Below are 13316 nucleotides of genomic sequence, written 5' to 3'. Positions count from 1 at the left end.
CAATCTCAAAAAATGGTTTGTTGAAATTTTTGCTAAATCCGCCTAGTTATCGGATCATTTTTTTTGTGGCTTTCTCTAAGAGGCTTTCGGGATTTCTGGGCTCGACTCCTGTAAACTATCAAACTAGAATTAAGCACAAAGATTTTTTAAAGTTAGAATAACGGCAAAAGCGATCTCGATCAAAAAACAAACAATCTTTACTGAAAATTAGCCGATCAAACCAGCCAGACCAGCAAATGTATTGATTTTGCCTGAATAAAGATGTCTAAGGTCTACAGCACGGCGGAACTCATTAAAATCCTCGAAGAAGAGCGCCAAGCCTGCTTGCACGGGCGGCGTCTCAACTTGACTCAAACTCCTGCTACAGGCAACCCCGTGATTGACCGCTTTCTCAAATCTGAGGGCGTGCAGAAGTTCACTGCCTATCAAAATTTTAAGGCTGCCGTGCACGAATACCAGCGGGAACATCAAGTTTCTGGGATTGTCTGGCGGGAAATCGCGGTTAAAGGCAATACTCTACGCTATCCGGCAGTGGATGACGAATTAATAGCTCTACCGGTTGATTTGATTACGTTAAAGGCAGCTAAGATTGCTATGTTGGAATTCTGGCAGCAGGTAACTGCCGGGATGGATTTGTATTTAAGCATTAACAGCGGGAAGGATTTTCGCTCGATCGAGCCGGTTGATGTAGAGGCTATAGCCCAGCGCACAGAATGGGCCAGTCTCTCGAAGTGGGAAAAGTTGGATTTTCTAGAAATTTTGTTGCAGTTGGGCTGGGGGAAGCCGGAGGAAGCTTATTATAAGCGGGGATGGCCGACTTCGGGCAGCGAGTACATTCACGCCGTCAAACCCGGACAGCGGCCGATTTGTTAATTAGTCAGTAGTCAATAGTCAGTAGTCATAGTGTTGTCCCCGCTCGCGAACGTTATTAGTCAGTAGTCAGTAGTCAGTAGTCAGTAGTTACTGATTATTGGGAGATATTCAAAACAAATAACAAATAACAATTGGCAATTGGCAATTGGCAATTGGCAACTGCCAACTGCCAACTGTCAACTGTCAACTGTCAACTGACATCTGACAAAGCATCAAGCCAAACCACTGATTTGGATCAGTCCAAACCTGCACAGGCATTAAACCACGCTGCGACAGTTCTTTTTTTACAGTATTGAGATTAAACTTGCGCGATATTTCGCTGCGGATAGTTTCTCCCGCTGCAAATTCAACCGTTAAATTGAGAGAACGCAAGTGCACTGTTTGCGCTTTTTTACTTTTCAAGTGCATTTCAATTTGACATTCCTCTTGATTGTAAAAAGCCCAATGCTCGAACTGTGCTAAATCAAAATTTCCCTCATACTTTCGATTTAAATGTCGCAGCATATTCAAGTTAAATGCTGCCGTTACTCCTTGACTGTCATCGTAGGCAGGCTCTAAAATATCCTTAGATTTGTCCAAGTCAATTCCCAGCAAAAAATACTCTCCCGGCTGCAATGCACCGACAATTTGCGAGAAGAACAAATCGCATTCTTGAGCGTTGAGATTGCCGAGGGTACTGCCGAGAAAGCAAATCATTCGGGTTGGCAACGGCGACGGTGCAATTTTAGCTAAGGCTAATTCGTAAGTGCTGACAAGTCCGTGAATCTGGAGCGACGGATAATCTGCCAACAGTTGACAAGCGCTGCTTTCTAGGATAGTAGGACTGATGTCGATCGGCAAATAGTGCAGGGGATATTCCAGTTGACTGTAAGCATCGAGGAGAATCCGAGTTTTGGTGGAACTGCCGCTGCCGAGTTCGACGATTTCGCAGGGGCCCGTTAAATTGGCGATCGCCCCCGCGCACCCCTGCAAAATAGCCGTCTCAGTGCGCGTCAAGTAGTATTCCGGCAACTGGCAAATCAACTCAAACAGCTTCGAGCCGCGATCGTCGTAGAAATACTTTGGAGGCAGGGATTTGGGGGTTTGAGTCAACCCCCTAACTGCATCGCTGCCAGCATTGATTTCTGCGGGTGTCAGTGCCGCAGCGCTCACCAGCCGCTCTAAGTGCAGCCGATTTTCTTTGGTTAAGGCTGAGTTTGTCGTGTCGGACTGTATTGGGGATTTCATAAAGTAATTTTTAGATGCACATATGGGTATAGCACGCAGCCGCGTTGCCAAATATCGCGCTCAAGTCAGATTTTTCAGGCTACTCTCCGTTCTGTATTGTCTCACCCGATGGCGATCGCATCCACAATTAAAACTTAAAATTTATCCACAAAAATTATTGAATACTTAACCAAACTTGTTTTATTTGATCTTGTTACATGGAAAAAAGTTTAGCATTTCGCAAACAAAAATTTCCCCCAATTCCCTCTCCAGCCATTTATTTGAGCTTCGTCAAACAAGGTTTATAATCCAAGTGTTAAGGAATTTGTTCATCGGAAAAGTCCGATAAATAAATCCCTCACTATCAACAAATTTGAGGGTGATTATAATTATCTAGCAAACTACTTAGCGCAGCGAAAACCCGCAATAATTTGCCGCACGCCCGGATAATACCAATTCCGAAAACTCGATCGCAGAGCCTGCGGAAAAGTAGCCCAACTCCCCCCTTTCAAAACCCGGTGTTCTCCATCAAAATAAACTTGAGAATATCCCCTGTAAGGATAACTTTCAAATCCCGGATAGGCGTCAAAAGTTGAAGCAGTCCACTCCCAAACATTGCCCAACATATCGTAGCAACCAGCCGCACTTGCTCCTTTGGGAAAGGCATCAACTGGCGAGGTATTGGCAATATTATTGCCGTGATTGCACAGGCTGCCGTTTGGCTGTTCTTCTCCCCAAGGATAGATGCGATATGTTTGATTTGTGGCGTCCCAACTCGCAGCTTTTTCCCATTCGGCTTCCGATGGCAAACGCTTGCCGATAAAGTTGCAGTAAGCTTGGGCTTCGTACCAACTCACTCCGCAAACTGGATGGTTGTTGAAAGCTGGATTTTCTGACCAGTAAAGCGGTTGAGAGACGGCTTCCCCTTGCAGCCATTTCCAGCCGTCCGCTGACCACCAATCAGGGTTTTGATAGCCGCCGGATTCCATGAAATCTCGGTATTGACCGCAAGTGACGGGATAGCGATCGATCGAGTATGCTTCTAAATAACATAGGTGGCGCGATCGCTCGTTATCCAAAGCCTCCGCAGCATCGCTTCCCATGTAAAATTCCCCGCCCGGAATTTCAATCGCCGGGGAATCGGTAATTGGGCATGGGGCATGGGGCATGGGGCATGGGGCATGGGGCATTAATATTCCTTCTTCCTTCTTCCTTCTTCCTTCTTCCTTCTTCCTTCTTCCTTCTTCCTTCTTCCTGTGCATTTGCAACACGAAAGCAACAGTTTCGCAGTGCTGGCTTTCGTGCTGAATAATAAACCGCCAGAGACGTTCTTGCTCGTCGATCGGCGCGACTTCCAAATAATCTAACACCTTTTTTCTCACCGCGTCCAGATATAATTCAACTTCAGGTAACGTCGGCAGAAAAACCCGTTGTTTTTTCGGCAAAATATCAGCAGCAAACAGTTGGTGATACTGAGGAAAGACTGGCTTCAACCCCGCACACCGCTGCAACAGCCACAAATCCTCAGTATAAGCAATGTGACCTAAGTGCCAGCCAACCGGACTGAAATCAGGATGAGCTTGACGGCAAAAAGTATCATAATCGATGTCTGCAAATAGCTTGAAAGTGCCGTTGCGACACTGCTGCAAATCGCGATAAATTGCCTCTCTACAAGATTGGATAGATTTCGATATCACGCTCTACTCCGGTACTGATAATGCTCTGGACTGGGCACTCGTGCCAATTGCCAGCAAATAAAGGTTCAGAAGCAATGATGACAGAATTTGGGAAATTTAAATCGTCTCGCAGCCAATAGAGGGAAGGAGGGGCTTTTTGGGAAGCAAAGCGAGAGGCAACGAGCTGGTGTCCGTCGCTGATAATTATATTAGCTGAAAATTCTACTTGGTGAAAGTTTGCTAGCTCTGCCAAAGTTTTCAGCGACTTTTGCAAAGCTGCTTGTATGGTCAGATTTTCGGCTGTCAATTCATTGACAAACAAGCCGAAGATATGCTCTGAATCTGTAGTGCCGTTAATTGATTGATAAAGCGTATCGCTAAGCCGATCGCGAATTGGTCTGTAAAGAGTTTGCCGAAAATTCTTCACGAAGCCGTTGTGTACGAACAGCAGGCGATCGTTCTGAAACGGCTGACAGTTGCTCAAATCTACAGCTTGTCCTGAAGTTGCACTGCGAACATATCCGATCGCGCATCCAGATTCAACGTATCTACTGATACTCGGAAGGTTAATGTCGCTCCAAATTGGCTGTACATTTTTATAGGTAAACGGGTCAGTATCGAGGTGCGGGTGATACCAACCAATACCAAAACCGTCAGCATTGAGTAGGCCAGAAGTCATTTCGCGGGGATCGTAACTCTGCACAATTAGGGAATGTTCCGGCTTGTACAGAATAGCATCAAGTAAAATCGGCTCCCCTAGGTAGCCCAGCAAACGGCACATAAAATTTTTGCAGCAATGTGATTAGCATTGTAAGTCATGAGCCGGAAAATTGCCCGATCGCGCATCTTCAGCGCTGGAAGGTTTTTTGTAGCCCGCTGCCAGCATCGCAGTACAAACGATACAGTTAAGGTAGAACCCCTGCAACACAAGGAGACTCTTGAATGTTCATCGACGAACTCATCCCAATGGCGAAAGAATTGATCGAACAGCCGATCGCCTTCGCGGGCGGATTTTTATCTGGCCTGCTTCGACTCAACCTTCACGAAGATCCCGTTAAAAGCTGGATCGACGATCAAGCCGGTTCAACTTCCTACACTACTCCCCCAGCCGAACCCACCAACGGTAAAAGCACGGGGCCTCAGTCAATCTCGATCGACTAAGGAAAAGCAGTAACATCCTCCCAACGCCAAACTGATTACAGTTATGGCGTGGGCTTCCAAACTTCACAGTTTGGCTTTCCGCGTTTTTCCCTTACGGGATTTCCACACAGGGCTAGACTGAATTTCTCAGTCCCCGCTAGAAAGTCTGCACAGACACAAGCGATTCCCGTATAACCTTTCTCAGATTGATGAAGTACAATAACACCAGTGTGTCAACCAGTTCCAAATATCTTGCTGAGAAAGTTGACGGAATGCAAACTCTATAGCCTTTCCTAATCATTAATAATTTGTTGTGTTGATAAAACTGAAAATATTTTTAAGTTTTGACCATAACTTCTTAGACTTATGATAAATCGGGCAAAGCGGGCGACAAGGATATTAATTTCGCCATTTTTTGGGATTACTTTATTTACTTATTTGGCCTATTTCTATGACCCTTATCCATCACTACCAAAGTATTTTTTCCTAGTTTCTGTAGGTTGCCAGCTCGTAAAAGTATCAAATGTAATTATATCATTTTTTTAGTATTAAGTCGGAAAAAAATATTGAACTTTATATAGTGCTTGTGATAAAAATTTGTACAAGTTGGTTCGTTTTTTTTATCGCCATTCAACCTTTTCTTGATAGAGTTAAGAATTAAGTTATTCAAAATTTGAATCATTTTTATTTTCAATCGCGCTAAAATTATCAGTTGTTCTGCCTTAATTTTCCAGGAGCGCATAAATTAGCTCGCTGAGCAATATTTTGGGTTTCAGGAGCCTGTTTAAGTATTTTTTTTACAAATTTTTTTACAAAACTGAGAAGTCCCAAAAAACAGTTAGCTATGAATTTTTGTGAGATTGCTTCGCCAACTATCGACATCGATAATTTCTTGTGTAAACTCAAGATAATAAGATTTCATTGCTAGTAATGTATGATGTATTCGATGCTTGGTTAACAAAAGTGATATCAATGTATGTGGCAGCCTCTCCACTTCTGGGGATGCTGTGACTCTTAAGCGAATTATAGTTAATTTATCTTATATTTTAGATTTTAACGTTAAGAATGAGTCAGCAATATGATACCTCATCGGGCTCACAACTACGTCGTTACCCAAAATCGATAGCTACTTTCAGAAGCAGGAGTTACTCATCAATTAATTCCTAATTTTAGAATATAAAATCTCCAATGTAAAATCATAAGAGGTATTTCATCTAGCTGAGAAAAGCTATAATATACAAGATATGTTCATGATTGCAGCGAGGATAACTGTAGTAGAAGGAAAAGAAATAGTATGTTGAGAAAAATGAATTTACAAACCAGACTGATCAGTGCATTTCTGATGATGGGACTGTTAGTATTTTTCGTTGCGTGGGTAGGATGGAACTCAACATTTAATCTCAGTCAACACATAGAGACTCTCGGTCAAAATAACTTGCCTAGTATTGAAGCATTATTGAAAATTAACGAGGGACAAACCCAAATTGAGTCATCCGAGAGAGCGTTAATTAATTCTGCACTCACTCCAGCAGAAAGGCAAGAAGCATTAAACAGAATGGACAAGGCTTGGCAGCAGATTAAAGATGGTTTTAAAGCATACGAAGTCATTCCACGTATCTCAGAGGAAGACGCACTCTATAAACAAATGCTTAAGTATTGGGAGGAGTGGCAGCAGGAAGATCAAGAACTGCTGCGACTTAATCAAGAATTCGAGAAACAGGGAATTTTGAATCCTTTAAGTGTGCAGATCAAACTACTTAAGCAGGGTAAAAGTAATTCGCCAGAAATGGCAAGAGCAAACACAGCTAGCAACCTTTTGAATCAACTTAGTCAGCAAGCTAAGGTGATTCGTGTTAAATTTATCAATTCGGAAAAAGCCACTTTAGCAGTTGTTGAATCCAACAAAAAGCAAGCAGAATACGCTTATAAAACAGCGCAAAATGATAGTAAAAAGACGCAAGGTGCAGTATTTTTGGGAATGACCGTGGGACCGCTAATAGCGATTATTTTAGGCATAGCTTTAAGCATAGCGATCGCCAAACCTTTAGATAAAGCGCTGAAAGGTATTATTAATATGATTGTCAGTTCTTCTACCGAGATTGCTGCTACAATTGAGCAACAGGAACGTATTGCTGTACAACAAGCTGCTTCTGTTAATCAAACAACTACCACAATGGATGAATTGGGCGCATCATCGAGGCAATCAGCTATGCAAGCCGAATCAGCCCTTGAAAATGCCAGTAATGTCTTAAATATGGCAGCAGAAGGCAGTAAAATAGTAAATAAAACCCAGCAGGGAATGTTGAGTTTGACGGAAAAAGTCGGAGCGATCGCCGATCAAGTTTTACATTTGAGCCAGCAAACCAATCAGATTGCTAATATTACCAATTTAGTCAGCGATTTGGCTAATCAAACTAATATGCTGGCAATTAACGCTACAGTGGAAGCAGTTCGCACCGGAGAACAAGGAAAGGGGTTTGGGGTGGTGGCGACGGAAATTCGCAGACTGGCAGATCAAAGCAAAAAATCGTCGGATCAGATTAGTGATTTGATAAGCGGTATTAAGAATTCCATTAATAAAACAGTGATGGTAACAGATGAGGGCAAGAAAACTTTAGATAATAGCCTGAAATTGACTGAAGGTACGGCGGATAATTTTAACAATCTTGCTAATGCTATTAACAGTGTTGTTGTCAGCAGTCAGCAAATTTATCTGAATACCAAACAGCAGGCGATCGCTATTGAGCAAGTGGTAGAGGCGATGAATGTTCTGAATAAAGGAGCAACGGAAACAGCCAGCGGTATTACCCAAAGTCGAATTGGTACTCAAACACTTAACAAAGCTGCTTTAAATCTCACATCCTTAGTTTAATTGAGAAAAGTAATATCCTAAACTGGGGATTAAGGAGATGGAGAGAAAATTTGTCTTATTCCTCATTTCCAATTTGCAATTCCAAATTTTGCCCAAGGATTGAAAGTGACATCTCCCCGTTTAGGCAAGGGCTGGGGAGATGTGAAGTAGGTTTCCTCAAAGGGCTGTCTAGATGTGTATAGAAATTCTCAAGTGAGTGAGGTAGAGATTTAGATTTTAGATCAAAGAATTAAAGAATTGAACAAGTGGGGAATTGGTAATTAACTGGCAAGTCCTTCACGAAAGTTGAAAACCGCTATATCAACGATCGCGATCCAGAGCAACCTAATATATTATACCTTATTACTCGCTTTGTTTCGGAAGATGCTTGGTGATTCGTCACCCACCTATCACTGATCTGATTCAAATCAAGTATTGTTGACGGGTGGGATTCCTCGCCACCCCAAAAATCATCTCCTCATCCGCAGGGTGAGTGAGGAGATGACTTTTGATCAAGCTAACTATTGCAGCCACTACCAAGGGTTAGTCAGTGTGGCAAACCCTTTTAGTCAGAGTCGATCGCCCACTTGTATGCTAGAGAGCACTTGACAGTTAAATTAACAGGTTATTATGTATAGCACAACAAGTTCAGTTCGATCGACATGACTATCTACATTGGAAATCTGTCTTACCGCGCCACCGAAGAAGACCTCAAAGCAGTATTTGCAGAATACGGCACAGTCAAGCGAGTTGTCTTGCCTACCGACAGGGAAACCGGTAGGATGCGCGGTTTTGCATTTGTTGAGATGATGGAGGATGCCCAAGAAGACGCTGCAATTGCCGAATTAGACGGTGCAGAGTGGATGGGACGCCCCTTGCGAGTGAACAAAGCTAAACCGAAAGAAGAGGGAAATCGAGGCGCAGCTATCAATAGAAACGACCGATATTAGTCGGCGATGCGGCGGTTGACATCCTCTCGGAACCCACCTGATGCACCGCCGTGCGCCACTAGCGCCGAATTGAAAGCAGCAGTTGATTTTGGGGATGAAATGTCAAATCCGCTGCACAAAAATATCGATTCTGTATGGGCTGCACTTGATTCATAACTTTTTGAGAAAGACAGAATTTATGCACGCTAGTCTAGAAACCCGATTTCTGCCGCGATACATCGCTGCTAAAAGCAAAATTTATCAGGAGAAACCGGGTTGATGAGCATTAATCTTAGAAAGAGTAAACTCGCCCTTTTTCATCAATATAAACTGATCGGTCTTGCGTAGTGCGGGGATCTGATCTGGTGATGCGAATCGTCACAATGTTTGTCTGCGAGTCAACGTTATAGTCGTATTTCAAAGTTGTGGTTCCTCCGGTGGCATTAATCGGAATATTGGCAATGTCGCCGGTACGATTGCTGATGCGAACACTGATGTTTCTGCTGGCTCCGACTGGCAAGGATGACAAGCGGCCACCTGATTCACCGTATTCTAGGTTCAATCCCGTTTCATTTAACAGTCTGAGGGTAATGTTGCGAGTATTGTCAACCTGCGCTTGAGGTTGCCAGAATCCGGGTTTTTTGCCACCGTCAGTTGCAGGTTGAGATAATGCTGGGTGAGGATGCAGAAAGGCCAGGGCGGCAAGTATTGCTGCGGTTGCAATAATTTTTGATTTCACGGTTTGTACCTCCGGGTCAAGAATTGGTGATATTTCTATCCTAGCTTTAAAATCGGATGTTAGTGGAAGGAAGTTCGGCAACGGATTATTTAACGGATGTAACGGATGTCAGGAAGAAGGAAGAAGGAAGAGGGAAGAGGGAAGAAGGAAGAAGGAAGAAGGAAGAGGGAAGAAGGAAGAGGGAAGAAGGAAGAAGCAATAAAAGGAATAAAAGCCAGGGTTTGAGAAATTAAGAATTTCCTAACCGTCAGGGGGGTTGCTATATTTACTCAGAAACCGGGTTTCTGTAGTTGTTAATATTCCTGGACGCACGGGTTGTCTAGAAATCCGATTTCTGAGCGGGTCGCTGCTTGCCAAAGCTATGATTTAGAGTAGAAACCGGATTTCTGGGGTCAAGTGAGTCCCGGAGTGGTTAATTGTTAATTATCGATCGAGCGGCTTCTAGCAGCAGGCGCTGTTCCGCGCGGACGATCGCTCTGCTAGTTTGTTCGGCAGTATCGACATTGACCGAAATAGACGAAATTCCCCACCGCACGAAGGATTCAACTGTATCGGGATACAATGCGGGAGCGTCGCCGCAGATTGAGCAAGGAATGCCGGCGGCCCTCGCCTGTTTGATTAATTGTTCGATCGCCCTCATCACTGCTCGATCGCGCCCGTTGAAAGCACCTGCTACCTGGTCGGAGTTGCGGTGACTGCCTAACAGAAATTGGGTTAAATCGTTGGTGCCGATAGAAATTCCTTGAACTCCGGCTTTTACGTAATCTGGTAATAAAAATAACACCGAAGGAACTTCCGCCATAATCCACAGTTGAAACTCTGTAGAGCGGTTTTTCCAAACAGTTTCTAAGCGCTGGCGACAGTAGATAAACTCCTCAACCGATCGCACGAAAGGCAAAATTAAATTAACATTGGTATGACCTGACTCGCAGACTTTTTGAAGGACGCAGAGTTCCCAATCAAATAATTCCGGTTCAAAGGTATAACTGAAACTGCCGTGGGCGCCTGACTCGCGTAAATCGAGAGATCGATAAAATATTGGCCGCGGCGAAACCGCAGCAGCAAATAAGCTGAGGCAATCCGCCATGCGATCGACAAATTCCGATTGGCGGCCGTCTTGTAGCCAAACTTGGGGGTTTTGACAGTCCAAAGCTTCTAATGCCATTAATTCCGATCGCAGCAATCCGATGCCGTCTATTGGCAGATTTTTGAGGCGGTCAATCGAACTTGTTTGGCTGACATTAACTAGCAGTTGAGTCGCCGTTGGTGGGCCCCAAACATATTGAGTAGACTCAGATTGTCGAGATTTAGGCGCCCAATTGGACGATCGATCAGAGGTAGAAGATTGGTGCTTGGCTATTGACATTTTGGCGGCTGTACTGTATAATTTATCTTCCTTTTTTGCTGTGTCCCGAAGTCGGCGGCTGTCTCCTGTCTCGATCGCATCCGGTTGAGTGAGGGCAAAAACTTCTCCGCTATCGCCGTCTACCAAAACCGAATCGCCCGAGGCGATCGCCCGCGTGGCCCCGGCCACTCCCACAACGGCGGGAATCCCCAATTCTCTCGCTAAAATGGCGCCGTGGCAGGTCATGCCTCCTTGTTCCGCAACCACCCCAGCAGCAACTTTCAGCCAAGGCAGCCAATTCGGATCGATTGTCGGGGCTACCAAAATGCCTCCGGCTAAGAATTCCGCGTTTTCTGGGTGGGAATTAGTCATAACTTGGGCAATTGCTTCGGCTTTTCCTGATGCTGCTGCCACACCTCTGAGTATGGCAGGAGTTCGGGCTGGGGCGATCGAGTTTGGCTGCGGGAGGGATCTCGGATTTTCCTCTACCGGCGGGACTTTTTCCCCTTTCACAAGACGAACTTGAGTGAAATAAAACTGCGGTTTGTCGCTGTTTGCTGTCTGGTTTAGCGTCCACTCTAAAATTAAATCTGAGTCAAATTCTGCGATCGCTTTTTTACTCAATTCAATGATTTCTTGCAGTTGCGATTCCTCTAAAACGTATTCTGTTTGTGCTTCCTCTCCCAGCGCTAAAACTTGCACGCAACAATCAGCAAAATCAGGAATTATAAATGGAGAATCGGGAATTGGGAAAGCAGCAAACTTGCCCAGTAGCAGTTTTTTTTCCGGTTCACTATCGCCGACTTTGAGATTGTAGGCTAATGTTTTGTAACCGATCCGCTGGAATTTAACCGCGCTTGTTTCCGGCTGCACTTGATAGTAATCGGGGATGGTTTCTCCCCTAGCGAGGGACAATCCCAAACCGCTAGTGGCTTGGACTTCCCACTGTGCACCCGCCTTTGTTTTCACCTCGCCCGCGGCGATCGCTTCTTGAAGTGGCTGCACCAAAACTGCGGGATTGATTTGCTGTACCCGCAGGCCGCACCGCTGCCAGTAAAATAGACTTCGGGCTCTGAACATTTCTGCCCAAGCTCGTTTGAGTCCGGCCCCAATGGCTTCGGGTTCTGCCCGTACTGCCTGAGATTCCAGAATGCCGACTGTTTTCGGGTTCCAGGAAGTCAGGGAAGGGCGAAAAATTAAGGCTGTGGAGTTTAAGTTTGACTGTGAGTTGAGTTGAGAAACAGCAGACTCTAGGGTGGAGAGCAGTGAATCTGGCAGTTTGCCGGCGAGGATTTGGTGGCGGATGCTGCGGGCGATCGATTGCAGTTGTCTGGGTTCATCGACATTCAAGTGCAGGGAAGAGTGTGGCCAGTCAGCAAACAGCGGTTCTAGGCACTCGATCGACTCTAAAAACTGCCAGAATGTGGTGGCAGGTACGACAAAACCCGGTACAACGGGATGATTTTTCTGGAGCAAAGAGCTCAAGTAAAATGCTTTTTCTCCCACTGCATCTCGGTCTGAAGGTTGAATTTTGTCTAACCAGTAGAGGTTTTTCACGCTGCGAGCCTGTCGGTGGAAACTGATTGAAGTTGAGAGTTTTTTCTATTAATCACTTACGACAATTTTAGGATGAACAAGCGACAATGGACGGGATTAGTCAAATCTTTTCTCAATCTATTTCTTAAGTCTAACTGTCCTCTTTGTCAGCGACCTGCCGCCGAAGAGTTTTGTCCGTACTGTCACAAGCAACTTCAGCGATGTCAGTTAAGCGATCCCGGTCGATTTTGGCATTCAGAACCACAACAGCGTGTTTTTGTGTGGGGTGAGTATGGCGGGGCTCTCAAACGGGCGATCGCAGCTTTGAAATATGACGGCAATCCGCAATTAGCCAAACCTCTTGGCGGCTGGCTGGCGGAAGCTTGGCTGAGTTTTCCCGAATTAGCTATAGACAATTTAACAGTTGTACCGATTCCCCTGCATCAAGAAAAGCTCAGGGAGCGTGGTTTTAACCAAGCGGAACTTTTGGCTGAAAGTTTTTGTGAGCTGACTGGTTTGCCTTTGCAGCGGCACGGTTTGGAGCGGGTGAAAAATACTCAGGCTTTATTCGCTCTGACGCCACAGCAGCGACAAGCGGAAATGAAAAATGCTTTAGGTTTGGGGAAAGATTTTCGCCGCCGGCGTCCGCGCGATCGCGTGCTGTTAGTTGATGATATTTACACTAGCGGTACTACGGTTAAGTCGGCAATTAAAATTTTGGAACAGTCGGGAATTTCGGTTTATGGAACTGTGGCACTGGCAACTCCGAATAAGAGCGATCGGTCAATCGATTTTAGATTTTAGATTTTAGATTTTAGATTTTAGAATTGAAGCATGGACCCCACGGATAAATTGGGGGGCAAGTTTATCGGATACAGGTTTTTCATTTCTCTACCACGGATGAATCCGGGGCTTGTATCCTTGATGCTTTCGGTAAGTTGTGACTGGGAGCATCCCGATTTTGTAAATATCCCAATAAATGATATAATTTTACATTTTTTAAACCAACGGCTTCCCCAAA

General features: G+C 44.8%; 11 protein-coding genes. 6 read left to right on the top strand and 5 right to left on the bottom strand.

Annotation, left to right across the window (positions count from 1 at the left end; translation table 11 throughout):
- The first annotated feature begins 261 nt into the window (after positions 1-261).
- Positions 262-873: a hypothetical protein gene (locus QUA83_RS28960; RefSeq protein WP_333297582.1), complete on the top strand. Its 612-nt coding sequence runs from the start codon at positions 262-264 to the stop codon at positions 871-873.
- Positions 874-1056: 183 nt separating this feature from the next.
- Here the strand turns inward: QUA83_RS28960 and egtD are convergent, their stop codons facing one another.
- The 3 genes from egtD to egtC all read right to left on the bottom strand — a co-directional run bounded on the left by egtD (position 1057) and on the right by egtC (position 4536).
- Complete coding sequence (egtD, locus tag QUA83_RS28955) at positions 1057-2100, bottom strand: L-histidine N(alpha)-methyltransferase (protein ID WP_333297581.1); 1044 nt, start codon at positions 2098-2100, stop codon at positions 1057-1059.
- Between the two features lie 380 nt (positions 2101-2480).
- Complete coding sequence (gene egtB, locus QUA83_RS28950; RefSeq protein ID WP_333297579.1) at positions 2481-3776, bottom strand: ergothioneine biosynthesis protein EgtB; 1296 nt, start codon at positions 3774-3776, stop codon at positions 2481-2483.
- Positions 3748-4536 (bottom strand): ergothioneine biosynthesis protein EgtC, encoded by a 789-nt coding sequence (egtC, locus tag QUA83_RS28945; RefSeq protein WP_333297578.1) that lies wholly within the window; start codon positions 4534-4536, stop codon positions 3748-3750. The genes egtB and egtC overlap by 29 nt, the downstream gene beginning before the upstream one ends.
- 161 nt (positions 4537-4697) lie before the next feature.
- On the opposite strand from egtC, the gene QUA83_RS28940 reads away from it, so the two are divergent.
- The 3 genes from QUA83_RS28940 to QUA83_RS28930 all read left to right on the top strand — a co-directional run bounded on the left by QUA83_RS28940 (position 4698) and on the right by QUA83_RS28930 (position 8696).
- On the top strand, positions 4698-4916 hold the full coding sequence (locus QUA83_RS28940) for a hypothetical protein (RefSeq protein ID WP_333152197.1): 219 nt from the start codon (positions 4698-4700) through the stop codon (positions 4914-4916).
- Between the two features lie 1285 nt (positions 4917-6201).
- On the top strand, positions 6202-7767 hold the full coding sequence (locus tag QUA83_RS28935; protein WP_333297577.1) for a methyl-accepting chemotaxis protein: 1566 nt from the start codon (positions 6202-6204) through the stop codon (positions 7765-7767).
- Between the two features lie 641 nt (positions 7768-8408).
- Positions 8409-8696 (top strand): RNA-binding protein, encoded by a 288-nt coding sequence (locus QUA83_RS28930; RefSeq protein WP_333267191.1) that lies wholly within the window; start codon positions 8409-8411, stop codon positions 8694-8696.
- 271 nt (positions 8697-8967) lie between these two features.
- Here QUA83_RS28930 and QUA83_RS28925 read toward each other — a convergent pair whose 3' ends face one another.
- A complete protein-coding gene (locus tag QUA83_RS28925) occupies positions 8968-9414 on the bottom strand; it encodes a hypothetical protein (RefSeq protein ID WP_333297575.1) in 447 nt (148 codons plus the stop codon).
- Between the two features lie 56 nt (positions 9415-9470).
- Here QUA83_RS28925 and QUA83_RS28920 point away from each other — a divergent pair, with 56 nt between their 5' ends.
- Positions 9471-9647, top strand: coding sequence for a hypothetical protein (locus QUA83_RS28920; RefSeq protein ID WP_333297574.1), 177 nt, complete (start codon positions 9471-9473; stop codon positions 9645-9647).
- 179 nt (positions 9648-9826) lie between these two features.
- On the opposite strand, the gene QUA83_RS28915 is transcribed toward QUA83_RS28920, so the two are convergent.
- Positions 9827-12316 (bottom strand): putative PEP-binding protein, encoded by a 2490-nt coding sequence (locus QUA83_RS28915; protein ID WP_333297573.1) that lies wholly within the window; start codon positions 12314-12316, stop codon positions 9827-9829.
- Between the two features lie 72 nt (positions 12317-12388).
- Between QUA83_RS28915 and QUA83_RS28910 the strand changes: the two genes are divergently transcribed.
- Positions 12389-13099, top strand: a complete 711-nt coding sequence (locus QUA83_RS28910) for a ComF family protein (RefSeq protein ID WP_333297572.1) — start codon at positions 12389-12391, stop codon at positions 13097-13099.
- Positions 13100-13316 lie beyond the last annotated feature (217 nt).

It is taken from the genome of Microcoleus sp. K1-B1 (genome assembly GCF_036704705.1).
Lineage (GTDB): Bacteria > Cyanobacteriota > Cyanobacteriia > Cyanobacteriales > Microcoleaceae > Microcoleus.
Note: the sequence above shows the minus strand (reverse complement) of the source record. Positions and strands in the feature narration are given on the sequence as shown.

Bases quoted from the DNA above. Each gene is read 5' to 3' on its own strand.
- QUA83_RS28940 (WP_333152197.1), top strand. From the start codon at position 4,698: ATGTTCATCGACGAACTCATCCCAATGGCGAAAGAATTGATCGAACAG.
- egtC (WP_333297578.1), bottom strand. From the start codon at position 4,536: ATGTGCCGTTTGCTGGGCTACCTAGGGGAGCCGATTTTACTTGATGCT.
- QUA83_RS28935 (WP_333297577.1), top strand. From the start codon at position 6,202: ATGAATTTACAAACCAGACTGATCAGTGCATTTCTGATGATGGGACTG.
- QUA83_RS28920 (WP_333297574.1), top strand. From the start codon at position 9,471: ATGTTAGTGGAAGGAAGTTCGGCAACGGATTATTTAACGGATGTAACG.
- egtD (WP_333297581.1), bottom strand. From the start codon at position 2,100: ATGAAATCCCCAATACAGTCCGACACGACAAACTCAGCCTTAACCAAA.
- QUA83_RS28910 (WP_333297572.1), top strand. From the start codon at position 12,389: ATGAACAAGCGACAATGGACGGGATTAGTCAAATCTTTTCTCAATCTA.
- QUA83_RS28930 (WP_333267191.1), top strand. From the start codon at position 8,409: ATGACTATCTACATTGGAAATCTGTCTTACCGCGCCACCGAAGAAGAC.
- QUA83_RS28960 (WP_333297582.1), top strand. From the start codon at position 262: ATGTCTAAGGTCTACAGCACGGCGGAACTCATTAAAATCCTCGAAGAA.